This window comes from Lentzea cavernae (genome assembly GCF_014653695.1).
In the GTDB taxonomy this organism is placed as follows: Bacteria; Actinomycetota; Actinomycetes; order Mycobacteriales; family Pseudonocardiaceae; genus Lentzea; species Lentzea cavernae.
The window spans coordinates 22,138-44,712 of record NZ_BNAR01000001.1; the positions used below are offsets into that span (position 1 = coordinate 22,138).

General features: G+C 70.8%; 22 protein-coding genes. 9 read left to right on the forward strand and 13 right to left on the reverse strand.

The window, feature by feature from the left end; translation table 11 throughout:
* The first annotated feature begins 3 nt into the window (after window positions 1-3).
* The 4 genes from IE307_RS00105 to IE307_RS00120 are packed head-to-tail and all read left to right on the forward strand — an operon-like array spanning window position 4 to window position 4,395.
* A complete protein-coding gene (locus IE307_RS00105) occupies window positions 4-1,557 on the forward strand; it encodes an FAD-dependent oxidoreductase (protein ID WP_191295375.1) in 1,554 nt (517 codons plus the stop codon).
* Window positions 1,554-1,907 carry a 4Fe-4S dicluster domain-containing protein gene (locus IE307_RS00110; RefSeq protein ID WP_191295376.1) on the forward strand — a complete coding sequence of 118 codons (354 nt, stop codon included), beginning with the start codon at window positions 1,554-1,556 and terminating at the stop codon, window positions 1,905-1,907. Before IE307_RS00105 ends, IE307_RS00110 begins: the two co-directional genes overlap by 4 nt.
* The gene (locus tag IE307_RS00115) at window positions 1,904-3,064 is read left to right on the forward strand and encodes an ROK family transcriptional regulator (RefSeq protein WP_229904235.1); all 1,161 of its coding nucleotides are present in this window, start codon (window positions 1,904-1,906) and stop codon (window positions 3,062-3,064) included. Before IE307_RS00110 ends, IE307_RS00115 begins: the two co-directional genes overlap by 4 nt.
* Before the next feature lie 2 nt (window positions 3,065-3,066).
* Window positions 3,067-4,395 (forward strand): LLM class flavin-dependent oxidoreductase, encoded by a 1,329-nt coding sequence (locus IE307_RS00120; protein ID WP_268250324.1) that lies wholly within the window; start codon window positions 3,067-3,069, stop codon window positions 4,393-4,395.
* Here the strand turns inward: IE307_RS00120 and IE307_RS00125 are convergent.
* Both IE307_RS00125 and IE307_RS00130 read right to left on the reverse strand, forming a co-directional pair.
* Window positions 4,374-4,967 (reverse strand): GNAT family N-acetyltransferase, encoded by a 594-nt coding sequence (locus IE307_RS00125; RefSeq protein ID WP_191295377.1) that lies wholly within the window; start codon window positions 4,965-4,967, stop codon window positions 4,374-4,376. The genes IE307_RS00120 and IE307_RS00125 overlap by 22 nt on opposite strands.
* A gap of 7 nt (window positions 4,968-4,974) precedes the next feature.
* The gene (locus IE307_RS00130; RefSeq protein WP_191295378.1) at window positions 4,975-5,529 is read right to left on the reverse strand and encodes a CGNR zinc finger domain-containing protein; all 555 of its coding nucleotides are present in this window, start codon (window positions 5,527-5,529) and stop codon (window positions 4,975-4,977) included.
* Window positions 5,530-5,616: 87 nt separating this feature from the next.
* Here IE307_RS00130 and IE307_RS00135 point away from each other — a divergent pair, with 87 nt between their 5' ends.
* Entirely contained in the window at window positions 5,617-6,549 is a 933-nt protein-coding gene (locus IE307_RS00135; RefSeq protein WP_191295379.1) for an EamA family transporter, read from the forward strand.
* On the opposite strand, the gene IE307_RS00140 is transcribed toward IE307_RS00135, so the two are convergent.
* From IE307_RS00140 to IE307_RS00165, 6 genes are all read right to left on the reverse strand, one after another.
* Entirely contained in the window at window positions 6,546-7,304 is a 759-nt protein-coding gene (locus IE307_RS00140) for a DeoR/GlpR family DNA-binding transcription regulator (RefSeq protein ID WP_191295380.1), read from the reverse strand. The genes IE307_RS00135 and IE307_RS00140 overlap by 4 nt on opposite strands.
* Window positions 7,305-7,377: 73 nt before the next feature.
* Window positions 7,378-8,673 carry an alpha-glucosidase/alpha-galactosidase gene (locus IE307_RS00145; RefSeq protein WP_191295381.1) on the reverse strand — a complete coding sequence of 432 codons (1,296 nt, stop codon included), beginning with the start codon at window positions 8,671-8,673 and terminating at the stop codon, window positions 7,378-7,380.
* 26 nt (window positions 8,674-8,699) lie between these two features.
* On the reverse strand, window positions 8,700-9,617 hold the full coding sequence (locus IE307_RS00150; protein ID WP_191295382.1) for an SIS domain-containing protein: 918 nt from the start codon (window positions 9,615-9,617) through the stop codon (window positions 8,700-8,702).
* A gap of 23 nt (window positions 9,618-9,640) precedes the next feature.
* Window positions 9,641-10,447, reverse strand: coding sequence for a carbohydrate ABC transporter permease (locus IE307_RS00155; RefSeq protein ID WP_191295383.1), 807 nt, complete (start codon window positions 10,445-10,447; stop codon window positions 9,641-9,643).
* A complete protein-coding gene (locus tag IE307_RS00160) occupies window positions 10,444-11,391 on the reverse strand; it encodes a carbohydrate ABC transporter permease (RefSeq protein WP_229904236.1) in 948 nt (315 codons plus the stop codon). The genes IE307_RS00155 and IE307_RS00160 overlap by 4 nt, the downstream gene beginning before the upstream one ends.
* Complete coding sequence (locus IE307_RS00165; RefSeq protein ID WP_191295384.1) at window positions 11,388-12,656, reverse strand: ABC transporter substrate-binding protein; 1,269 nt, start codon at window positions 12,654-12,656, stop codon at window positions 11,388-11,390. Before IE307_RS00165 ends, IE307_RS00160 begins: the two co-directional genes overlap by 4 nt.
* 175 nt (window positions 12,657-12,831) lie before the next feature.
* Between IE307_RS00165 and IE307_RS00170 the strand changes: the two genes are divergently transcribed.
* The gene (locus tag IE307_RS00170; RefSeq protein WP_191295385.1) at window positions 12,832-13,680 is read left to right on the forward strand and encodes an endo alpha-1,4 polygalactosaminidase; all 849 of its coding nucleotides are present in this window, start codon (window positions 12,832-12,834) and stop codon (window positions 13,678-13,680) included.
* On the opposite strand, the gene IE307_RS00175 is transcribed toward IE307_RS00170, so the two are convergent.
* Window positions 13,659-14,393, reverse strand: coding sequence for a DUF2306 domain-containing protein (locus tag IE307_RS00175; protein WP_229904237.1), 735 nt, complete (start codon window positions 14,391-14,393; stop codon window positions 13,659-13,661). The genes IE307_RS00170 and IE307_RS00175 overlap by 22 nt on opposite strands.
* 108 nt (window positions 14,394-14,501) lie before the next feature.
* Between IE307_RS00175 and IE307_RS00180 the strand changes: the two genes are divergently transcribed.
* Entirely contained in the window at window positions 14,502-15,245 is a 744-nt protein-coding gene (locus IE307_RS00180) for a TetR/AcrR family transcriptional regulator (protein WP_191295386.1), read from the forward strand.
* 5 nt (window positions 15,246-15,250) lie between these two features.
* Here IE307_RS00180 and IE307_RS00185 read toward each other — a convergent pair whose 3' ends face one another.
* Complete coding sequence (locus tag IE307_RS00185) at window positions 15,251-16,264, reverse strand: NAD(P)-dependent alcohol dehydrogenase (RefSeq protein ID WP_191295387.1); 1,014 nt, start codon at window positions 16,262-16,264, stop codon at window positions 15,251-15,253.
* A gap of 101 nt (window positions 16,265-16,365) precedes the next feature.
* Between IE307_RS00185 and IE307_RS00190 the strand changes: the two genes are divergently transcribed.
* A complete protein-coding gene (locus IE307_RS00190) occupies window positions 16,366-16,935 on the forward strand; it encodes a TetR family transcriptional regulator (protein WP_191295388.1) in 570 nt (189 codons plus the stop codon).
* Between the two features lies 1 nt (window position 16,936).
* Here the strand turns inward: IE307_RS00190 and IE307_RS00195 are convergent, their stop codons facing one another.
* The gene (locus IE307_RS00195) at window positions 16,937-17,383 is read right to left on the reverse strand and encodes a VOC family protein (protein ID WP_191295389.1); all 447 of its coding nucleotides are present in this window, start codon (window positions 17,381-17,383) and stop codon (window positions 16,937-16,939) included.
* Between the two features lie 62 nt (window positions 17,384-17,445).
* Here IE307_RS00195 and IE307_RS00200 point away from each other — a divergent pair, with 62 nt between their 5' ends.
* Window positions 17,446-18,423 carry a helix-turn-helix transcriptional regulator gene (locus IE307_RS00200; protein ID WP_191295390.1) on the forward strand — a complete coding sequence of 326 codons (978 nt, stop codon included), beginning with the start codon at window positions 17,446-17,448 and terminating at the stop codon, window positions 18,421-18,423.
* Window positions 18,424-18,449: 26 nt separating this feature from the next.
* On the opposite strand, the gene IE307_RS00205 is transcribed toward IE307_RS00200, so the two are convergent.
* A complete protein-coding gene (locus IE307_RS00205) occupies window positions 18,450-20,114 on the reverse strand; it encodes a cellulose binding domain-containing protein (protein ID WP_191295391.1) in 1,665 nt (554 codons plus the stop codon).
* Entirely contained in the window at window positions 20,111-22,375 is a 2,265-nt protein-coding gene (locus tag IE307_RS00210) for a cellulose binding domain-containing protein (RefSeq protein ID WP_191295392.1), read from the reverse strand. Before IE307_RS00210 ends, IE307_RS00205 begins: the two co-directional genes overlap by 4 nt.
* Window positions 22,376-22,575: the final 200 nt, after the last annotated feature.

A 22,575-nucleotide genomic window follows, 5' to 3' on the forward strand; every position in this document is an offset into this window, starting at 1 on the left:
GTCATGACGCTCACAGCTGATGTGCTCGTGGCCGGTGGTGGACCCGCCGCCACCTGGGCCGCTCTGAAGGCCGCCGAGGAAGGCGCGTCCGTCGTGCTGGCGGACAAGGGGTACTGCGGGACGAGCGGCGCGACCGCGTCCGTCGGCACCGGGGTCTGGTACGTGCCGCCGGAGGAGAAGGCGCGGGAGGCGGCCATGGCGAGCCGCGAGGCGCTGGGCGGCCACCTCGCCGACCGCCGGTGGATGGCGAGGGTCCTCGACGAGACCTACGAGCGGGTCAACGAACTGGCCGAGGCCGGCCGCTACCCGTTCCCCACCGGACCGGACGGGACTCCGCTGCGCAACGGGCTGCAGGGCCCGGAGTACATGCGGCGCCAGCGGATCCGCGTGAAGCGGGCCGGCGTCACGATCCTCGACCACAGCCCCGTCACCGAACTCCTGACCGCGGCGGACGGCTCGGTGGCGGGCGCCGCCGGGTACCGGCGGCAGGCGGGCCGGTCGTTCGAGGTGCGCGCGGGCGCGGTCGTGCTCGCCACGGGCGGGTGCGCGTTCCTGAGCAAGGCGTTCGGCTGCAACGTGAACACCGGTGACGGTGCCCTGCTCGCGGCGGAGACCGGCGCCGAGCTGTCGGGAATGGAGTTCTCCAACGCTTACGGCATCGCACCCGAGCACACGTCGGTGACCAAGACCGCGTTCTACAACTACGCCACGTTCTACCGGGCCGGCGGCGAGGTGCTGGAGGGCGCGGCCAGTCAGGGCGGCCGTTCGGTGATCGCTCGGACCTTGTTGTCGGAGAAGGTGTTCTGCAAGCTGGATCAGGCCGACGACGCGGCGCAACGGGCGATGCGGCTGGCGCAGCCCAACTTCTTCCTCCCCTTCGACCGGCTCGGGATCAACCCGTTCACCGACCCGTTCTCGGTGACGCTGCTGGCCGAGGGCACCGTCCGCGGCACCGGCGGCATCCGGATCGTCGACGACGGTTGTGCCACCACGGTTCCCGGCCTCTACGCCGCCGGTGACGCCGCCACGCGCGAGCTGATCTGCGGCGGGTTCACCGGTGGTGGCAGCCACAACGCGGCGTGGGCCATCTCGTCCGGCTCGTGGGCGGGACGCTCCGCGGCGCGGTTCGCCCGTGCAGTGGGGCGCGGGCGTCAGGTGAGCGCGGCGGGTGGCGCCGGACTGCGTCCGACCGGCACCTCCGCGAACGTCGACGTCGTCGAGGTCATCCGGACCGTGCAGGCCGAGGTGCTGCCGTACGACAAGAACTACCTGCGGCACGGCGACGTGCTGCGGACGGCCCTGAAGGAGCTCGACGCCGCCTGGGACTCGGTCAGGTCCGGGCTGCACGCCGAGGGCGCCGGCCTCGTGCCCGCCCGGCAAGCGGCGGCGATGGTCGCGCATGCGCGGTGGATGTACACGTCCGCGTTGGCACGCGACGAAAGCCGTGGCATGGCCAGGCGGCTCGACCGCCCCGGCCTCGACCCCGCCCAGCACCACCGGATCACCTCCGGCGGGCTGGACGAGGTGTGGGCTCGGCCCGAGGAGGTGACGGCGTGATCGAGCTGGTATCGGCCGAGGGGTGCATCACCTGCGACAAGTGCATCGAGGTGTGCCCCACCAACGTGTTCGACCGCGCCGCGGACGGGCTTCCGGTCGTCAGCAGGCAGTCCGACTGCCAGACGTGCTTCCAGTGCGAGGCGAACTGCCCGGCGGACGCGTTGTTCGTCGCCCCGCAGACCCACCCGCTGCCCGAGGGATCGCCCGAGCACGACGAGGAGCACCTGCGGCGGACCGGTCTGCTCGGCAGCTACCGCAGGGAGATCGGCTGGGGCCGCGGCCGCACGCCGGGAGCGTCGCGGGCGATCGGTCCCGCGCTGTCCCCGACCGGCCCGCCGCTGATCTCGTGAGCACGCCCGCGTCCGCGGTGCTCGGCACCGTGCTGCGGGACGGGCCCGTGCCCCGCGGAGCCATCGCCCGCACGTCCGGTCTGAGCCCGGCCGCGGTGACCCGCGCGTGCGCCGCGCTCACCGAACGGGGCCTGCTCGTCGAGGTCCCGCAGGCCGTGCCGTACCAGGGGGTCGGCCGGCCGCAGGTGCCGGTGGACGTCGACACGGGACGGCACGTCGTCGCCGGGATCCACGTCGCCCACCTGTTCTGCACGCTGGCGCTGCTCGACCTGCGCGGCCGGGTGCTGGTGCGGCGGGTGGTCCCGCACGGCAACCCGGACGACCCGCACGAGGTGCTCACCACGGCGGGCGACGAGCTGCTCCGGCTGCACGCCGAGCAGGTGCCGGGGCACATCCCGCTGGGGCTCGGCGTGGCCGCGGGCGGCTGGGTCGACCCCGGCAGCGGCGTGATCGTCCGGCACGCCTCACTGGGCTGGCGCGACGCCGAGGTGCGGTCGCTGCTCACCGCGCGCACCGGGCTGCCCGTGCGCGTCGACAGCCACGCCAGGGCACTGGCCAGGGCCGAGCAGCTCTTCGGCGCCGCGAGCGGTCGCGAGTCGTTGCTGCACCTGTTCGTCGGCAACGTCGTGGACGCCGCCATCGTGACCGCCGGGGCGACGCACCGCGGCCCGCGTTCGGCGGCGGGAGACGTGGCGCACCTGGCACTCGGCGACCCCGCGATCCGGTGCGAGTGCGGCAAGAGGGGCTGTCTGGAGGCGACCGCGTGCGACCTGGCCTGGGCACGGCGCGCCGTCACCGCCGGGGTGATCGAGCGGCCCTACATCTTCGACCTCGTCGACGCGGCCGTCGCCGGATCCGCTCCCGCGCTGGCGTTCCTGGTCGAACGGGCCCGCGTCGTCGGCAGGGCGGCGGCGGTGCTGTTCGACTTCCTCGACCCCGAGGTCCTCGTCGTCACCGAGCTCGGCACCAACCGGCTGCCCGAGTGCGCCGCGGCGCTGCGCGACGAGGTGACGGCGATGTCCCGCGCGTCCGGTGACGTCGTGCTGGCGAGCAGCTTCGGCGAGGACGTCCTCGCCGTGGCCGCGGGCGCCGTGCAGCTCGACGCCCTCTACGCCGACCCGTTGAACACCCGAAACCCCGTCTGGCAGGGAGTCTGAAGTTGTCCGCACGCGAGCTCCACCTCAACGCGTTCCTGATGGGCGTCGGCCACCACGAGGCCGCCTGGCGCCACCCCCGCACCGACCCCGGCGCGCTGGACGACGTCGCCCACTTCCAGAACCTCGCGCGCATCGCCGAGCGCGGCACGTTCGACTCGGTGTTCCTCGCCGACAGCGTGCAGGTCTGGGGCGACGTCAGGCACACCGCCGCAGGACGGTTCGAACCGCTGACGCTGCTCACCGCGCTCGCGCAGGCGACCGACCACATCGGACTGATCGCCACCGCGTCGACCGGCTTCAGCGAGCCGTACAACCTCGCCCGCCAGTTCTCCTCGCTCGACCACATCAGCGGTGGCCGCGCCGGCTGGAACATCGTCACCACGGCGCAGGACCGGTCGGCGCAGAACTTCGGCCGCGAGGTCAACACCGGCCACGCCGAGCGCTACCAGCGCGCCGCCGAGTTCCTCGACGTCGTCACCTCCCTGTGGGACTCGTGGGAGGACGACGCCCTGGTCGTCGACCAGGAGGCCGGTGTCTTCGCCGACGACGCCAAGGTCCACGAGATCGGTCACCGCGGCCGGTTCTTCTCGGTGCGCGGCCCGCTCAACGCCGTGCGCAGCCCCCAGGGGCACCCGCTGCTCGTGCAGGCCGGTTCGAGCGAGGACGGCAAGGCGTTCGCCGCCGCCTGGGCCGAAGCCGTGTTCACCGCGCAGCAGACCCACGACGAGGCCACGGCGTTCTACGCGGATCTCAAGCGCCGCGCGGAGGCCGTGGGCCGCCCGGCGGACGGCATCAAGGTGCTGCCCGGCATCGTCCCGATTCTCGGCGGCACGGAGGCCGAGGCCCGCTCGCTGGCCGCGGAACTGGACTCGCTGATCGTCCCGGCACGCGCCGTGCGGCAGCTGACCGACCTGATCGGCGTCGACCTGGCCGGCCACCCCCTCGACGAGCGCCTGCCGCCACTCCCGCCGGTCAGCCACGTCAACGGCGCGAAGAGCCGGTTCGAACTGGTGCGGGACCTGGCCGAGCGCGAGCGGCTGACCCTGCGCCAGCTGCTCGGCAGGCTCGGCGGTGGCCGCGGCCACCAGGTCGTCGCCGGCACCCCGGAGCAGATCGCCGACCACGTCGAGTTGTGGTTCACCACGGGAGCGGCGGACGGCTTCAACGTGATGGCGCCGCTGCTGCCGTCCGGGCTCGAGGACTTCGTCGACCACGTCGTGCCGCTGCTGCGGGCGCGCGGCCTGTTCCGCACCGAGTACGGCGGCCGGACGTTGCGCGAGCACTACGGACTGCCCCGGCCGGTCAGCCGCTACTCGGCGATCACCGTGTGAGAACGGCGAACGCGGGCGTGCTGGTGCATGTCGTGCCAGCCGTCCGCGTGCCGCGCCGATCCCCGCGACGTGCCCTCGACGGCGAACCCGAGCCTGGCCGCGACCCGGCACGACGCCGTGTTGGCCGTCGAGTGCTCCAGCGAAACCCGGTGCAGGCCAAGGGTCTCGAACGCCCACTCCGTCAGGACCTGTGCCGCGCGTGCGGCGATTCCGGCACCGCGAGCCTCGGGCAGCACCCAGTACGACAGGGCGGCCGAGCCCTCGAACAGCGAGACGTGGCGCAGTCCGGCCTGACCGATCGGCTGGTCGTCACGGCTGATCGCCCAGCTGGCGTCCGTCTCGTCCTGCCAGCGCGCCGCCCAGCTCCCGATCCAGTCGAGGGCCTCCTCGCGGGTGTCCATGCGGCGCACGTGCCACCGCTGGACGTCGGGGCAGTCGAAAGCCGCCATCACGACCTCGGCGTCGGTGTCCCGCCACGGCCTCAACACCAGGCCGTCGCCGACGCTCAGGCTCGGCTGGTCGAGGGCGTTCAGGGAACCGGCGGGCAGGGAGGGCTCGACGAGGAGGGGCACCCGCCGATCATCTCCCGTCCGCGCGCCGTTCGCGGAACGCGATCATGTTCATCCGGTTGCCGCACCGGACGCTGCAGAACCGCTTGAGGCCGTTGCGGGACAGGTCGAGCAGGAGCCCCTCGCAGTCGTCGGCCGCGCAGACCCGCAGGCGGTCCATCTCGTTCATGCGGATCACGTCGATGAGGGCCAGCGCGGCCTCCACGCGCATGCGCTCGGCGAGTGGAGAACCGGGTTCCGTGGCGTGCATGTGCCAGTCGAGGTCGCCGTGCCTCACGAGGTGCGGCAACGCCTTCGCGTCGCGCAGCATCTTGTTGACGGCCTCCACGGCGTCGTCGCGAGCGAACGACCACACGTGCCTGAGCAGCGCACGGGTGCGATGGACGTCGCGCAGTTCGGCCTCGTCGCCGTCGACGCGGCCCGTGTAGTGGAACCGGCCGAGCAGGGCCTGGAGCTGACCGACCGTGGCCAGCTCGTCGTCGCCGCCGCGGGAGGCCGACGGGTCGGTGTTGCACAACGCCACGAGGAAGGTGAGCGACTCCTCCGTGTCAGGGGCAAAACGCAAATTGACTCCTTACCGAGACCGGCCTAGCGTCAGGGTCATCAGCAAGGTTAGGCCATGACACCGTTTGGAGCCGGGAGGCGCGCGAGCATGGGGATTCCCTCGAAGTCGACCGGCCTGATCGCCGCGGCGGTCTCGTTCATCTCGTTCGGCACCTCCGGCGCGTTCGTCAAACCGCTGCTGGAGGCCGGCTGGTCCCCCGCCGCCGCCGTCACGGCCCGCGCGCTGACCGCCGGGCTGGTCCTGCTCCCGTTCGTCGTCGTCCTGATGCGCGGCCGGTGGGGGTTGCTGCGGCAGGCCCGGTGGCCCGTCCTGGGCATGGGGCTGGTGGGCGTGGCGATCACGCAGGTCCTCTACTTCGCCGCCATCCAGCGGATCCCGGTGGCGACGGCGCTGCTGATCGAGTTCCTCGCACCGCTGATCCTGGTCGGGTTCACCTGGGCGGTCAGCAGGCGCACACCCGCGCCCGTCGTCCTGATCGGCTCGGTGCTCGCCGTGGGCGGTCTGGTGCTCGTGATCGGGCCCGGCGCGATCCAGGCCGTCGACCCGCTCGGCCTCGCGGCGGCCTTCGGCGCCGCCATCGGCTGCTCCGTGTACTTCGTGATCGCCGCCCGCCCCAACAACGGGCTGCCCCCGGTCGCGCTCGCGGGTGCGGGGCTGCTGCTGGCCGCGCCCGTGCTGGCCGTCGTGGGGGCGACCGGCCTGCTGCCGTTCACCGCGACCTTCGGCGACGTGCCGCTGTTCGGCACTCCGACGGCCTGGTGGGTGCCGCTGCTCGTGGTCGCGGTCGTCGGCACGGCTCTCGCTTACGCCAGTGGCATCACGGCTTCCGGGATCCTGGGGTCGCGGCTGGCGTCGTTCATCGCACTGCTGGAGGTCGTCTCGGCCTCGCTGTTCGCCTGGCTGCTGCTGGGCGAGGGGCTCTCACCGCTGCAGTTGTTCGGCGGGCTGCTGATCCTGGCCGGCATCGCCTCGGTGAAGGCGGAACGGCAGAAGGTGGAACCGGTGCCCGTGCCTGCTTAGGCGACGACGACCTCGACGCCTGCCGCCCGCAGCTTCTCCAACTCCTCGACGGGCGCGGACGAGTCGGTGATCAGGACGTGCACCTCGGCGGTGCCGGCGATGCGCGAGAACGCGCGCTTGCCCACCTTGGAGCCGTCGGCCAGCACCACGACGCGGTCGGCCGTGCGCAGCAGGCAGTTGTCGGTGTGCGCCTCGACCTCGTCGTGGGTGGCGATGCCGCTGCGCGCGTCGATGCCGTCGACGCCGAGGAAGACCAGGTCCAGGCTGATGCCGGCGAGCGCGCGGTCGGCGATCGGGCCCACCAGCTCGTAGCTCTCGGGGCGGACGCCGCCGCCGGTGACCACCAGGTCGATCATGGGGCGCGCGCAGAGGTCCGACGCGATGTTGAGCGCGTTCGTCACGACCTTGAGGGGCCTGCTGACGGCGAGCAGGCGGGCCAGTTCGGTGGTGGTCGTGCCGCCGTTGAGGCCGACCGAGTGGACCGACTCCGTGACGAGCCTGGCGGCCGCCTCGGCGATCTGGCGCTTCTCCTCGCGGCGGCCGACCCGGTAGCGCAGCGGCAGTTCGTAGATGACCTCGACCGCCACCGCGCCGCCGTGGGTGCGCTTGAGCAGCTTCTGCTCTTCCAGTGACTGCAGGTCGCGCCGGATCGAGGCGACGGACGTGCCCAGGTCCTCCGCGAGCCCGGTGACGCTCACCGAGCCCGCGTCCGCGAGCCGGCCCAGGATCGCGGCGAGGCGCTGCTCTTGACGCATCCGATCACTATAGCGCACGAATGATGCTCGCTTTGGTGCTTATTGCCCTCTATTCACGCAAGTTGCGTGCTCGTTATCGCGTTCGCAACGCAGCGGGCAGCAGGTCGCCGTGTGCGGTCGTCATCGCCGCGACGAGGTCGTCGATCTGTCCGACCGTGAGGGCGGCGGCGGTCGCCGGGTCGCACAGCGCGGCGTGCCGGACGTGGGCCGGGTCGCCCTCGACCGCCGCGGCCACGGTCAGCTCGACCACGTTGAGGAAGCTCCGGTTGACCGCCGCGAGCTGCCGGGGCAGGGCGCCGACGCGGTGCGGGTGGACGCCGAGCCGGTCGAGGGTCGCGGGCACCTCCACGGCGGCCCCCTCGGGCAGGTTGGAGATGAGGCCGTGGTTCGCGACGTTCACCTGGATCGTGCGCTGACGGCCGGTGACGAGGCTGTGGATCACCTGCGGCGCGTACTCGACCGCGTCGTCGGCCAGCTGCGGCAACGACTCCCCCGCGGCCAGCGAGTCACGGGTCTTCTCGTACGTGGCCACGTTCCCGGCGCTGATCGTCGCGTAGTCGCGGACCGGGATCCGCAGTCGCTCCACTTCGGACTCGTGCCGCAGGTACCACGGCACGTACTCGGAGGAGTGCTCGCTCGTCTCCGTCGGGTAGAAGCCGAGCCTGCGGTACAGGTCGACGCGCACCCGGCGGGCCAGCTCGGGATCCGCCGCGATGGCGGCGTCCAGGGCCGGGTACAGGTCGCGGCCCTCGTGCTGCCACCGCAGGATCCACGCCTGGTGGTTCACGCCCGCCGACAGGAAGTCGACCTCCTCGTGCGGAACCCCGACCAGCGCGCTCAGGTCGTGGATCGTCCAGTGCACCGAGTGGCACAGGCCTACGGCCTTCAGCCGCGGCGCGACGGTCGCCAGGTACTGGATGTTCATCGCCATCGGGTTGGTGTAGTTCAGCAACCACGCGTCCGGGCACACCGCGAGCATGTCCGCGGCGAGCTGTTCGAGGAACGGGAACGTGCGCAGGCCGCGGAAGATCCCGCCGATGCCGAGCGTGTCCCCGATGGTCTGCCGCAGCCCGAACGACTCCGGCACGTCGAAGTCCCGCAACGTCGCTTCGTGGCCGCCGATCGCGACCATGTTGACGACGACGTCCGCGCCCTCCAGCGCCTCCCGGCGCGTCAGCGAGGTTCGGATGCGGGCGCCGCTGTCCCCCGTGGCGAGACGGGCCAGTCCGGCCGCGACCTCCAGCCGTTCAGGATCGATGTCGTGCAACGAGATCGAGCACCCGGACAGTTCCGGGAACGACAGGACGTCGCGGAGCAGCTGGCGGGTGAACTCGACGGAACCCGCACCCACGAACGCGATGGTGAACATTGATCAGCCTTTCCGATGTCGGACGTCTACGGGCGCGGGGTGCCGTCGAGGATCACGGACCGGGTCAGGTTGCGCGGGGTGTCGGGGTCGAGGCCCCGCAGCAGCGCCACCTCGACGGCGAGCCGGTGCACCGCGACGAGCTCGGCGAGCGGGTCGCGTTCGCGGGCGATCCACCGGCCGCCCACGCCGGCGACGTCCAGGGCGAGGCCGTCCGGTGCGGCGCCGAACACCCAGACCAGCGAACCCTCGTCGGTGATCGCGATCGGCCCGTGCCGGTACTCGGCGGCCGGGTAGGACTCGGCCCAGCTCAGCGACGCCTCGCGCATCTTCAGCGCGGCCTCGGCGGCCAGGCCGGTGGTCCAGGGCACGCCGCCGAGGAACGTGAACTGCTCGCGCTGCACCAGGTCCGCCGGCAGCGGTTCGGCGAGAGCCTGTTCCGCGTCGAGGATCGCGCGCTCCAGCTGTTCGCCGAGGTGGGCGCGGAACAACACCAGGGCGGTCGTGGCGAACCGCGTCTGGACGACCGAGCGTTCGTCGGCGAACTCCAGCGCGACCACGTGGTCGGCCAGTTCGGTCACCGGGGTGCCGGGCGTGCCGACGACGGCCGTCACCGGCGCTTCCAGCCGCCGCACCACGTCGATCACCTCGGTGGTGGTGCCGGACCGGGTCAGCGCCACGACCCGGTCGTACGTGCGGCCGAACGGAAACTCCGACGCGGCGAACGCGTCGGTCTCGCCGTGGCCCGCGTCCTCCCGCAGCCGGGCGTAGGCCTGGGCCATGAAGAACGACGTGCCGCAGCCGACCACCGCGACGCGTTCGCCGTGCTGGGGAAGGGCCGCGACGACCTCGGGTGCGGTGGCGAGCGCGACGGCCTGGCGCCAGCAGTCGGGTTGTGACGCGATCTCCGCGGTGGTGTGCAGCTGTGCGGCGGACCTGGTGTGCATGGCGGACTCCTCCGGTCGATCGGTCACTTGATGCCCGCCGCGGCCACCGACCGGACGAAGAACCGCTGGGCGAAGAAGAAGACGAGCAGGACGGGCAGCTGGCTGAGCACCGTGCTGGCCATGAGCTTCGGCCAGTTCGTGGTGTGCGCGCCCTGGAAGCTCTGCAGTCCCAGTTGGACGGTCATCACGCCCGGGCTCTGGACCGCGATGAGCGGCCACAGGAAGTCGTTCCACGTCTGCAGGAACGTCAGCACGGCGAGGGTCGCGAGAGTGGGACGCATCAGGGGCAGCAGCACCTGGAACAGCGTGCGCAGCCTGCTCGCGCCGTCGATCCGCGCGGCCTCCTCCAGCTCCCTGGGCAGCGTCGTGAAGAACTGCCGCATCAGGAACACGCCGAACGCGGTGGCCAGGTTGGGCGCGATCAACGCGCCGAGCGTGTCGACGAGTCCCAGCGACCGCATCATGATCAGCAGCGGCAGCATGACGATCTGGAACGGCACCATCAGCGTCGCGAGCATGAGCACGAAGGCGACCTTGCTCCCGATGAACCGGATGCGCGCGAAGGCGTACCCGGCCAGCGAGCAGAGCAGCAGGTTGCCCACGACGCACACGACGGACACCACGAGGCTGTTGCCGAGCCACGAACCGAGCGGCGCGTCCCGCATCGCCGCGAGGTAGTTCTCCCACTCGATGCCGCTGGGCAGGCCGGGCGGGAACCTCCGCGACTCGGCCTGGGTGGAGATCGACACCAGCAGCATCCAGACCAGCGGCGTCACCATGACGACCGAGAGCGGCAGGAGGATCAGGTGCAGCGCGCTGGGCCTTCTCATCGAACCTCGTAGTGGGACGTGCGGCGGTTGAACCGCAGCTGGGCCAGGGTGAACACGCCGATCACCAGGAACACCGCGCAGCCGATCGCCGCCGCGTACCCGCCGTCGAAGCTCACGAACGCCTCGTTGTAGAGGTGGTAGACGAGCACGGTGGTCGCACGGAGGGGCCCGCCCTTGGTGGTCACGTAGACCGCGTCGAAGAGCTGCAGGCCGTTGATCGTGAGCCACACCAGCAGGAAACCCGTGGCCGGCGCGACCAGGGGCAGTTCGACGTGCCAGAACGACCGGGCGCGGCCGCAGCCGTCCAGGGAGGACGCCTCGATCAGGTCCTTCGGCACGTTCTGCAGCGCGGCGAGGTAGATGATGACGGCGAAGCCGAGCCAGCCCCACACCGTCATCGCCACCACGGCGAACAACGCCTGGTCCGGATCGGAGAAGAACCCCTGCTTGGGCAGGCCCACCGCGTCCAGCGCGGCGTTGACCAGCCCGAACTGCGGGTTCGCGAGCCAGCTGAACATGATGCCGGTCGCGACCGTCGAGGTCACCAGGGGCACGGACACGGCGAGCCGGTAGAACACGACGCCGCGGATCTGCTGGTTGAGCATCACGGCGATCGGCAACGCGAGCGCTAGCGTGATCGGCACGAACAGCGCGACGTAGACGAGCGTGCGCACGGCCGCGTCCCAGAACAACGGGTCGGCGACGAGCTTGGCGTAGTTGTCGCCGCCCGCGAACGTCCCCGGCGAGGTGAGGTCGGTGTGCTGGAAGGACAGCACGAACGACCACACCACCGGGACGAGCCCGAACACCCCGATGAGGACGACCGCGGGCGCGGCGAACCCCCACCCGGCGGCGTGGTCGGCGAGCTTGCGCCGATCCACCGGCCTGCGCCCGCCCGCGGACTGGGGCCGGGAACGCGGGCGTGCCTGGAGATCCGCCGTCACGAGGCCGCCAACTCCTGGTCGACCTCTCCGCTCGCCTGGTCGAGCGCTGCCTGCGGCTCGGCCTGGCCGAGCAGGACGGACTGCACGGCGGTGCCGAGGATCTGCGAGATCTTGGGGTACTGCGGGATGTTCGGACGCGCCTTGGTGACGTTCTTCGCGAGGTTGTCGACGAACACCTTCGTGCCGGGGTACTTGGCCTCGAACTCGGCGTAGCCCGCGAGGTCCACTTCGGACTGGCGGATCGGCAGGTGGCCGGTCTCCATCGCGAACTCGAGGTGGATCTCGGCGGACAGCAGCCACTTCAGGAACGGCAGCGCGTTCTTGCGGCCGTTCTCGCCGAACACGACGAACGTGTCCGGCCCCGCGATCGTGGCGTGGGTGACCTTGCCGGGCAGGATCTGCACACCGTAGGACACGTCCTCGTTGATGGAGCCGAGGTCCCACGGCCCGGTCCAGAGCATGCCGATGCGGCCGGAGTTGAAGAGGTTCAGGTACTGCTGGTCACCAGCATCGAGGTACACCGACTTGTCCGTGACGGCCATGTCGCGCAACAACCCCATGGCCTGGCGGCCCGCATCGGAGTTGAACGCCGCCTTCTTGCCGTCCGCGGACAGCAGGTCTCCGCCTGCCTGCCAGAGCAGGGCGAGGAAGCGCCAGACCGTGTCCTCGGTGCCGTCGTTGACGTACGCCCAGCCGAAGCGGCCGTCACCGGTGAGCTTCTGCGCGGCGGAGCGGAAGTCGTCCCACGTCCACTGCTCGGTCGGAGGTGCGATCTTGGCATCCTCGAACAGCTTCTTGTTGTAGACGAGGGAGAGGTTGTCGACGAGGGCGGGAACGCCGTAGATCTTGCCGTTCACCGTCGCGGCCTCCCGGCCAGCCGGGAACAGGTCGTCCCAGTCGAAGGCCGAGTCGCCGCGCACGAGGTCGGTGAGGTCCTGGGTCTGCGGCCGGTCGGTGAGGCCGGTGATCGAGGAGCCGTACTGGTAGGCGACCTCGGGCGGGTTGCCGGAGGCGAACGACGCGAGGGTCTTCTGCAGCGCGTTGTCGTTGCCCCCGTTGAAGACCGCTTCGACCTGCTGCTCGGGGTGCGTCGAGTTCCAGCGCGCGACGAGCTTGTCGAGCGCGGCGGCCTCCTTGTCGGTGTAGCCGTGCCACACCTTGACCTTGCCGTCCCCGCCGGAGCCCGATCCGCAGGCGGCCGTCATGACGAGCGTGGCGCCCATCATCAGCACCGTGCGGCGACTCAGCCCTCTGCCGTGCGCCATGTCGACTCCCTCGCGTGGTGGGTCCGGCTGTGTGGTCGCGAACACTAAGCGCGAATCGCTCAAACAAGCAAGCATTCTGACCGAATGAGATTGTTTGCTGGCTCCCCCGAGGCCTTCTCGCTACAGTCGCTCAGACCCGATCACCACTTCTGATCGATCAAGGAGACAGGCGCCTATGACCTCCCCTGCACGCGCCCTCACCGGCACCGCCCTCGCCGCACTGGCGTTCGCGGCCTGCGTGGCCGGCCCCCTGACCTCGGCCGGCGCGACCGAAGGCATCTCCGCGGCGGCGGTGGAGCTGCCTCCGGCCGGTGCCGTGCTCGACTACCAGCTCGGCGCGGCGTACACGCCTCCCCGGGGCGTGAACCTCGTGACCCGCGACGCCACCGCGTCACCGGCGCCTGGCATCTACAACATCTGCTACGTCAACGGTTTCCAGACGCAGCCGGGTGACCGCGGCGTGTGGCTGAACCAGCGCGGGCACCTGATCCTCAAGGACTCGCGCGGCAACCCGATCATCGACCCGAACTGGCCGGACGAGTTCCTGCTCGACACCTCGACGTCGGCCAAGCGCACCGAGCTCGCCGGCATCATCGGCGCGACGATCGACACGTGCGCGAACAAGGGCTTCAAGGCCGTCGAGGTCGACAACCTCGACTCCTACCTGCGGTCCAAGGGCAAGCTGAGCGTGAACAACAACCTGGCCTACGCCAAGCTGCTGGCCGACCGCACCCACAACCGGGGTCTCGCGATCGGCCAGAAGAACTCGGCCGAGCAGGCCGCGCGCGGACGCTCCGAGGTCGGCTTCGACTTCGCGGTCTCGGAGGAGTGCCACCGCTGGGAGGAGTGCTCGTCCTACTCCGACGTGTACGGCTCACGCACGATGGACATCGAGTACACCGATGACCTGCGCGGCACGTTCGAGGACGTCTGCAACGACCCGGACACCCCGGCCACCACGACGTTGCGCGACCGCTACCTCGTCGGGCCGGGCCAGTCGGGTTACGCGTTCGACCACTGCTGAACGACGGCCGGCTCGGGGGCGCTTCGCTCCCGGGCCGGCCGCCGGCCCTTGCGCCGTTCCAGGATCCAGTCCGTGAGCAACAGCAGGAGCAACGGGCTGAGCCAGACACCGATGCTCGTCGCGGTGTTCCGCATCAGCTCCTCGTTGCCGCCGAACGCGGAGTCGACCTGGGGCGTCAGCACGATCATCACCGGGACGTTGATGACCCGGCTCAGCGCGATCGACATCGCGAGCGCGAAGCTGCGGGACATCCACCTGCGGTGCTCGTCGTAGCGCCGCAGCAGCGCCGTCCGCAGTCCGTGGACCGTGACGACCAGCCACAGCGCCGATCCCACGAGGTTCGCCACCAGCACCGACGGCCCCGCCGAGGTGTGCCAGCCGATGTACAGGCCGAGCACCCCGGCCGGCAGCGCACCGGCGTAGACGTAGATCCGGCCGGTGATCCGGTGCCCTGCCCGATGACGCGCGCGGAACGCGGGCCACACCTGGAAGCAGGCGGTCGCCATCGCGACGGTGCCGAACAGGACGTGCGCGACGAGCAGCGGGTAGTAGAGGTCGTTGCCCCGCGGCGGCTCCAGCCGGGAGTGGGCGGGGTCGAACGTCAGGTAGGGCGGCACGGAGAACGCCAGGAAGGCCGCGACCACCAGCATCAGCGGCACGATCCAGGGCCGCCGCCACCAGGCGGTCTTGGGCAGAGGGGTGGTGGTGGTCATGACGATCCGTTCGTGGAGGGGCCAGCGAGAAACTACGTACACCATACATAGAAACGTATGACGTACATAGTTTTAGGATGGCACCTGACACCTCGAACGGGACGGCGCATGACGACACGTGACAGCAAGGGCCCTGACCTGCAGAGCAGCCTCACGCTGCTGTGGGCGGGCCGCACTCCCGGCAAGCGCGGTCCCCGGTCCCGGCTCAGCGTGGAGCTGATCGCGCAGGCCGCGGTCCGGGTGGCGGACGCCGACGGGCTGGAGGCGCTGTCCATGCAGCGGGTCGCCACCGAGCTCGGCTACTCGACGATGTCGCTCTACAACCACGTCCCCAGCAAGGACCTGCTGCTGGAGGTGGCGGCCGACGTCGGCGCGGGCGCTCCCCCGGAGCTCGACGCCGCCGCGGACCACCGGCACCAGGTCCGGCAGTGGGTCGGCGCGCTGTGGGCCGGTTTCCACACCCGCCCCTGGATCCTGCGCGTGCCCCTGGAACACGCGCCCGTCGGCCCCCACCAGCTCGCTTGGCTCGACCGCCTGCTGGGCCCCCTGCTGGCGGCAGGCCTCGTCGGCGGCGAGGCGAGGGCGGCGGCCCTGCACCTGACCGCGCTCGTCCGCGGGACCGCGCAGATCAGCATGAACCTGACCGCGGAGAACGGGGACGCCGGTCTCACCCACGCCGTCGCGGAGCTGCTCGACCCGGAGGTCTACCCGGCGCTGACCGCCGTGCACGCCGCGGAGGTCGCCGGTGCCGGGCACGCGGACGACGACGCCCTGCCGTTCGAGCTCGGCTTCGGGGTGGACCGGTTCCTCGACGGCGTCGAGGGCTGGGTGGCCGCGAAGCCCGGCCGGTAGCCGCGTCACTCGAACTCGACGACGGCCCGGTACCGCGAGCTCCCCTCGCGGACGCGGCCGAGCGCCTTCTCGAACTCCGCCACCGGGAACGTCTCGACCTCGGCCCGGATGTCGTGCCGTGCGGCGAAGTCCAGCATCTGCCGGGTGTGCGCGGCGGACCCGACGATGCCGCCCGCGACGTGCTTGGCGGCGGGTACCAGGCTCATCGGCGAGAACGCGATGGGCTGGTCCGGCACGCCGACGACGCACAGCTTCCCCTGCGGGCGCAGGAGGCCGGCGTAGTCGTCCCAGGGCAGGTTCGCGGAGACCGTGGACAGGACGAAGTCGAACGAGCCCGCCGCCGCCCGCAGCGCGCCCTCCTCACCGGAGGCGATGAACCCGGTCGCGCCGAAGCGTTCCGCGTCGGCCCTCTTGGTGGCCGTGGTCGAGATGGCGGTGACGTCGCAGCCCCACGCGGCCAGGAACTGGAGGGCGAGGTGGCCCAGGCCGCCGATCCCGACGACCGCGACGCGGTGCGTGGGCAGCACACCGTTGACCAGGAGCGGCGAGAAGACGGTGGTGCCCGCGCACAGCAGCGGGGCCGCCTGCGCCGACGGGATCGCGTCGGGGATCGGGTGCACGTGCCGCCAGTCGCTCGCCCGCACGTGATCGGCGAACGCGCCGCGGTCGCCGCGCAGCACGGTGTCGTCCCTGGCCGGGCAGAGGTTGGTCCGACCGCTGACGCACCACTCGCAGTGGAAGCAGGAGCCGGCGATGGCGCCGACGCCCACGCGCTGCCCCGCCGACAACCCCACGACCGCGTCGCCGACCGCGTGCACGACGCCGATCGCCTCGTGGCCCGCGACCAGCGGGTAGCGCGAGACGCCGAACTCGTCGTCGATCAGGCTGACGTCGGTGTGGCAGATGCCGCCGTGCGTCACCCGCACGTCGACCTCGTTCGCCCCCAACGGCCCGCTGTCGTACTCGTACGGCCGCAGCGACGCTCCGGCTTCGTGTGCCGCGTATGCCCGAACCTGCACGTCAACCACGTCCCTTGACTAAAAGAAACTAGTTAGTTACTCCTCCAGGTAATCAGGTGTTGACCGATCGCGCAAACCAACGGGTTAGTTACCATGTGCGGATGAACGACGGCAAAGCCACACGGCAGCGTCTGCTGGACGCGGCGGCGGAAGAGTTCGCGACGCACGGCATCGCGGGCGCCAGGGTCGACCGGATCTCCGCCAACGCCAAGGCGAACAAAGCGCAGCTCTACGCCTACTTCGGCGACAAGGACCGCCTGTTCGACACGGTGTTCCAGAGCCACGCCGACGCGCTCGTCACCGCCGTGCCGTTCACCGCCGACGACCTGCCCGGCTACGCCGTCGCCCTCTACGACTCCTGTCTGACCAGGCCGAACCTGGTGCGCCTGGCGACCTGGGCCAGGCTGGAGAGGATTCCGGCGGGTGTGCTGGTCACCTCGATGCCCGAGGAGACCGGGCAGAAGCTGGCGGCCATCGCGGACGAGCAGCGGGCCGGGCGCATCGACCCGTCGCTGGAACCGGGTGACGTGCTCGCCATGGTGTCCATGCTCGCCCTCACCTGGTCGCCCGCCAGCCTCTTCTTCACAGCGACCACGTCCGACGACGACGCGGACCACGAACGCCGGCGCGGCGCACTCGCCGACACGGTGCGCCGCGCCTTCAGGCCCTGACTCAGGCCTGGACGATCCAGGTCACGCCGAACCGGTCGGCGAGCATGCCGAACCCGGCCGCGAACTGGGAGGGGCCGAACTCCTCGATCACCGACGCACCGGCGGACAGGCCGTCCCAGATCGGCTTGACCTCGTCGACGGACTCGCCGCCGATCGACAGGAAGAACGGCTCCTTCGTGATCGTGGTGCCGTTCTCGCGGCGGGTGGTGGGCTCGCCGGTCGCGATCGGCTCCTCGGATCCGGGCACGTCGTAGGCGAGGACGCGGAAGCCGTTCTCGGCCACGACCTCGCCGAACACGACGTTCTTGGCGCCGGGCACCTCGGCGGGCATGCCGAAGTCGGCGTAGGTGACGACGTTGATCTGCCCGCCGAACACGGAGCGGTAGAACTCGAGCGCCTCCCGGGCCTGGCCGCGGAAGTTCAGGTGGGCAACTGCGTTGAGTGACATGAGAGGAACTTTGTCAGCAGTAGCGGACAGGGAACGTCCGCTACTTGTGCCAAGCTGAAAACATGCCGATCGCGAGTTCCACCACCACGTCGGGCCGCCTGCTGTCGTTGCTGTCCCTGCTGCAGGTCCGGCGCGACTGGCCCGGCCTGACGCTGGCCGAGCGGCTGGGCGTCAGCGAACGCACGGTGCGGCGCGACGTCGACCGGCTGCGCGAGCTCGGCTACCTCGTGCACGCGGTCAAGGGACCCGACGGCGGCTACCGGCTCGAAGCGGGCAGCCAGATGCCTCCACTGCTGTTCGACGAGGACCAGGCGGTCGCGCTCGCCGTGGCACTGAAGATCGCCGTCGGTACGGGCGCGGGCATCGAGGAGGCCGCCGCGCGGGCGCTCACGACGGTGCGGCAGGTCATGCCGTCACGGCTGCGGCAGCGCATCGACTCGCTGGAGATCGAGCCGGCCGGACGGGGCACGCAGGTCGACACCGAGGTGCTGCTCGCGCTCAGCGGCGCCGTCCGCGCGTGCGAGGAGCTGCGGTTCGACTACGCCTCCCCCGGCCGGACCGAGTCCGCCGGACCGCCGCGCCGCGTGCAGCCGCACCACCTCGTGGTCCGGTCGGGGCGTTGGTACCTCGTCGGGTGGAGTGCGGAACGCGAGGACTGGCGGACCTATCGCGCCGACCGGATGACGTTGCGCGTCCCCAACGGGCCGCGGTTCACGCCCCGCCAAGTGCCCGGTGGTGACGTCGCGGACTTCCTGGCCGCGCGGTTCAAGGGTTCGGACACCAACGCGTGGCCGTGTCGTGGCGAGGTGGTCCTCGACCTGCCGCTGGCCGAGGTGGCGCCGTTCGTCGGCGGTGACACCGCGTCGGAGGCCGGGACCGGCCGGACCCGGCTGCTGACCGGCGCGTGGTCGTGGGCCGCGCTCGCCGCGAACCTCCTGCGCTTCGACTGCGAGGTCGAGGTGGTGGGACCTCGGGAGCTGCGGGACGCGTTCGCCGCACTGTCCGCGCGCGCCGCCCGTGCGGCCGCGCCCGGCGACTGACGCCGGGCGCGGTCCACTTAGGAGCATTACGGGGTGACGGGTGCGTTGGTGAGGCCCTTCACCGCCCCGGTCACGGTGTTCGACGCGTACACGACGTTGGGCAGCGCCGAGCACTTCGACACCGAGGTGACGTTGATGGCGTACTGGCCCACACCGCCGAGGTCGGAACGGTTGCCGCGCCACGTGTTGCCGCACCCGTTGGGCAGGGCCGGGGTGGTGCTGGTGTTGTGGGTCTCGTAGCCGTGCGCGAAGGTGCCGGGGCTGCGGAACGTGCCGGTGTTGTCCTCGATCAGGTAGCCGATGCCCTTGACGTCGACCCACGAGTCGGCCGAGTTCTGGCCGGTGATGCCCTGGCCGTCGAAGGTGTTGCCGCGGATCACGCCGTCGTAGGTGCCCTCCTTGACGTCGATCGCCTCGGCCGCGACGTTCGGGCCGATCTTGTTGTTGAGCACCTGGATCCGGTCGCTGCGGTCGATGCCGCCGTTGTTGCCGTGGCAGGCCCAGTTGGAGTTGGCGGAGCCGAGGTACACGCCCTCGCCGTAACCCTGCTGCACCAGGCCGGTGTCGGTGATCGTGGAGTTGCGGATCACGCCGTCGGCGGAGGAACGCCGGAAGTGGACGGCCTCCTCGTCGAGGTGGTGCACCGAGACCGAGTCGATCGTGGTGTGGTGCGAGTTGTCGAGGACGATGCCCTTCTTCGACTCCTGCACGGTGAACCCGGTGAGGTTCCAGTGCGGGGAGCCGAAGACCCACAGGCCGTAGCCCGAGTCCCAGCCCGCCGCAGGCGCGGGGCAGGACGGGGCCTCGCCGGACGGGCCGTCGTTGATGATCACGGCGCTGCGCGGGCCGGTCAGGGTGATGGGCTGCGACGCGGTGCCCGCGCGGCCGTTGACGACGAACGAGCCGCGGTAGGTGCCCGCCGCGAGCCTGATCGTCTGGCCGGGGGTCGCCGCGGCCAGTGCGGCCTGCAGCTGTGCCGCGGTCGAGACGTCGACGGTGGTGCCGCCGCCGCTGCCCGGACTGGTGGTGGCGCTCACCGCCGTGCTCGCCGCCGACGTGTTGCCCGCCGCGTCCTTGGCGCGCACGGAGAACGAGTAGGCGGTGGCCGGCGACAGGCCGCTGATCGTGGCCGACGTTCCGGTCGTGGTCGTGCTGACCGCGCCGCCCCGCAACACCTCGTAACCGGTGACGCCGACGTTGTCGGTGGAGGCCGTCCACGCGAGCGACACCGAGCTCGACGTCACCCCCGTGGACCGCAGACCGGCGGGCACGGTGGGTGCCTGCGTGTCGGTGGGCGGGGTCGTGCCGCCGCACGACGCGCCGTTGATCGTGCAGTTCACGGGCAGGCTGCCACCGGAGGCGTTGAAGCCGAACTTCGTGCTGGCGCCTGGTTTGACGGCACCGTTGAAGCCCGCGTTGGTGAACTTGTAGTGCTGGCCGGTGTTCGTCCGCACCGAACTCCAGGAGCTGGTGATCGTGGTGCCTGACGGGAGGTCGAACTCGATCGTCCAGGACGTGCTCGCGGTGTCACCGGAGTTGGTGATCGTCACGTCCGCGCCGTAGCCGCCGTTCCACACGGAGGTCTGGGTGACCGCCGCCTTCAGCACGGGTGCCGCTTGCGCGGGCGCGCTGCTCAGCAGTGCCGCGAGGGTCGCGGCGCCCACGGCGAGCGCGAGTGCTCGGGTGCTCATCGGTTGCCTCCGCAGGGGTTGCCGTTCAGCGTGCAGCCGGTGGGGAGGCCGACGCCCGAGGCGTTGAAGCCGAACTTGGTGCTGGCGCCCGGTTTGACGGCACCGTTGAAACCCGCGTTCGTGAACCTGTAGTGCTGGCCGGTGTTCGTCCGCACCGAACTCCACGAGCTGCTGACCTTGGTGCCTGCCGGCAGGTCGAACTCGACCGTCCAGGACGTCGTCGCGGTCGCACAGCCGTTCGTGAGCGTCACATCGGCGCCGTAGCCGCCGTTCCACACCGAGGTCTGGGTGACCTCGGCGGTGAGGCACGAGCCCGCCGGCGGAGTGGTGGTGGTCGTGGTCGACGTGGTGGTGCTGGTCGGCGGGGTTCCGTCGGCGGAGCGGAGGAACAGCGACGCGGCCGGGTCCGTCTTCGTGGCGTCCACGCCGTGGCCGCCGGTGAAGTCGCGCTGCTCGTTGGTGGCCCAGTCGGTGATGGGCGTGCCGCCGATGTCGAGGTGCTGGTAGGCGCTGCCGTTCCAGCCGAACTGGTAGATCCGCGAGCGGTCGGCATAGAAGTCGGTGAACGGGCCGCCGGTCGCCGTCTGCTTGGTCATGGTGTTGTTGAAGAAGACGTTGCGGGGACCGGACGCCCCGGACCACTTGACGGCCTTCTTTCCCGCGCCCCACCAGATCGGGAACCAGTTGGAGTTGTCGGGCCCGCCGCCGCCCTCCTCACCGCAGTTGGCACGGCAGTTTGCGGAGCGGTGCGCGTAGGGCACGCGCACGGTGTTCAGCTCGAACAGGTTGTTGCGCTCCCAGCCGCCGTGCAGGTTCAGGTCGGAGTCGAAGTCGTTGCCGATCACGACGTTGCCCGAGGCCGACCACTGGAACGTGAAGTGCCGCAGGTTGCGCGAGGTGTTGCCCGCGTAGAGCGAGTCCCAGACGCGTGAGCCGCGGAAGTAACCGTTGCCGCCCTTGCCCTTGTTCCACGAACCGTCGAGCACGTTGTCGACGATCTGCAGGTTCTTGGCCTCCTCGGTGACGATCGGGTGCGAGCCCGTCATCTCCGCGCGGATCCCCTTGACCCAGGAGTTGGCCGCCCACTTGAAGACGATGCCGTGCATCTCGGCGGCCGGAGCCATGTTGCCGTAGTTGTTGATCGAGTCGGCCTGGTTGAGACCGGGCATGGCCTGCGTGAAGCCGAAGTCCTCGAAGCCGACGCCCTCGACGGGGTCGACCAGCGGCGACACCTTGGAGTCGTACGGCGTGCCGTCGATCGGAGCGGAACCGTCCGAGGTCGAGTTGACCGGGACGTCGAACTCCAGTGGCTTGTCGAGCGTCACGACGTTGCCCGAGACCGAGGTGACGGTGAAGATCTGCTGCCGCATGTGCATGTTCAGCAGCGGAAAACCGGCGCCGGTCGCCTGCTGCTGCTCGTAGAACTTGACCGAGTTCGCGGCGCGCACGTTCACGAACGAGCCGGCCTTGATCCTGGTCGCCGACTGCACGCTGATAGTGCGGTCACCGGCCTTCGCGGCCACGGCCACCTTCGCGCCGACCTTCCAGTGCACGTTGACCGTGCCCTCGAAGATGTCCTTGCGGTTCTCCGGGGCCGCCGCGTGGTCGCTCGCGTAGCTCGGGTCGACGCCTCGTGACTGCACGCGGAACAGGCCGCGGCCCGGCCACAGCCAGCCGCCCTTGCCCGCGCCCGAGGTCATGCCGTCCTCGTCCCAGTCCGAACCGTCCGGGGTGAGGGAGTCGTAGAGGGTGTTCGCGTCCGGCCGGAACGTGATCTTCGTGGCGTCCTTGCCCGCACCGCGGATGATCAGGTGGTCGGCGTCCACGTGCAGTTCCCGCGACACGGCCAGCTCACCGGCGGGCAGCGTGATCAGGCTGAGCTTCGTGTGACTGGCCGTCGGCGAGCAGGTCGCCTTGATCGAGTCGATGGCCGCCTGCAGCCCGGCCGAGTCGTCCTGGCCGTCGCCCGGCTTCACCCCGTGCTGGCTCGCGAGCTCCGCGGCGGTGATCTGGCAGGCCGCGCTGGGGTTGACCTCCCCGGCGCCGGGGAGGTTCTCACCGCCCCGGTACCCGGCCCTGCTCCAGTCGTACAACCCGCTGACGGGCGCCCGGCGGTTGCCCGCCGACGTGTCCAGACCGGTGAGCGCACCCGCGCCGGGCGCCGCACCGGCCGCGTTCACCAGCACGGCGATGCCCGCCGCGGCGAGTGCGCCCGCGGTGCCGAGCACGACGGCTCGTCGCAGGCTTTGACTTCGGGACACGTTTGCCTCCAAGGAACAGTCCGGTCCACGGTTGTGGGGCGGCTCACACCGTGGAGACGAATTGTGAATAGTTCCTCAGTCGGCGTCAACGATTCGCATGCAATTCGCGAAAACGTTCGAGTACGTGAAAATCAGATATGTGAATTAGGGAAGTGCGACCGTTTGCAGAACTCCATTCACGCTTTTCCGCACTTGGAACA

Excerpts from the sequence above, each read along its gene's own strand:
- IE307_RS00180 (WP_191295386.1), top strand. The coding sequence starts at position 14,502 with ATGACGACACGTGACAGCAAGGGCCCTGACCTGCAGAGCAGCCTCACG.
- IE307_RS00200 (WP_191295390.1), top strand. The coding sequence starts at position 17,446 with ATGCCGATCGCGAGTTCCACCACCACGTCGGGCCGCCTGCTGTCGTTG.
- IE307_RS00140 (WP_191295380.1), bottom strand. The coding sequence starts at position 7,304 with ATGCGTCAAGAGCAGCGCCTCGCCGCGATCCTGGGCCGGCTCGCGGAC.
- IE307_RS00105 (WP_191295375.1), top strand. The coding sequence starts at position 4 with ATGACGCTCACAGCTGATGTGCTCGTGGCCGGTGGTGGACCCGCCGCC.
- IE307_RS00175 (WP_229904237.1), bottom strand. The coding sequence starts at position 14,393 with ATGACCACCACCACCCCTCTGCCCAAGACCGCCTGGTGGCGGCGGCCC.
- IE307_RS00165 (WP_191295384.1), bottom strand. The coding sequence starts at position 12,656 with ATGGCGCACGGCAGAGGGCTGAGTCGCCGCACGGTGCTGATGATGGGC.
- IE307_RS00145 (WP_191295381.1), bottom strand. The coding sequence starts at position 8,673 with ATGTTCACCATCGCGTTCGTGGGTGCGGGTTCCGTCGAGTTCACCCGC.
- IE307_RS00205 (WP_191295391.1), bottom strand. The coding sequence starts at position 20,114 with ATGAGCACCCGAGCACTCGCGCTCGCCGTGGGCGCCGCGACCCTCGCG.
- IE307_RS00190 (WP_191295388.1), top strand. The coding sequence starts at position 16,366 with ATGAACGACGGCAAAGCCACACGGCAGCGTCTGCTGGACGCGGCGGCG.
- IE307_RS00150 (WP_191295382.1), bottom strand. The coding sequence starts at position 9,617 with ATGCACACCAGGTCCGCCGCACAGCTGCACACCACCGCGGAGATCGCG.
- IE307_RS00170 (WP_191295385.1), top strand. The coding sequence starts at position 12,832 with ATGACCTCCCCTGCACGCGCCCTCACCGGCACCGCCCTCGCCGCACTG.
- IE307_RS00195 (WP_191295389.1), bottom strand. The coding sequence starts at position 17,383 with ATGTCACTCAACGCAGTTGCCCACCTGAACTTCCGCGGCCAGGCCCGG.
- IE307_RS00135 (WP_191295379.1), top strand. The coding sequence starts at position 5,617 with ATGGGGATTCCCTCGAAGTCGACCGGCCTGATCGCCGCGGCGGTCTCG.
- IE307_RS00155 (WP_191295383.1), bottom strand. The coding sequence starts at position 10,447 with ATGAGAAGGCCCAGCGCGCTGCACCTGATCCTCCTGCCGCTCTCGGTC.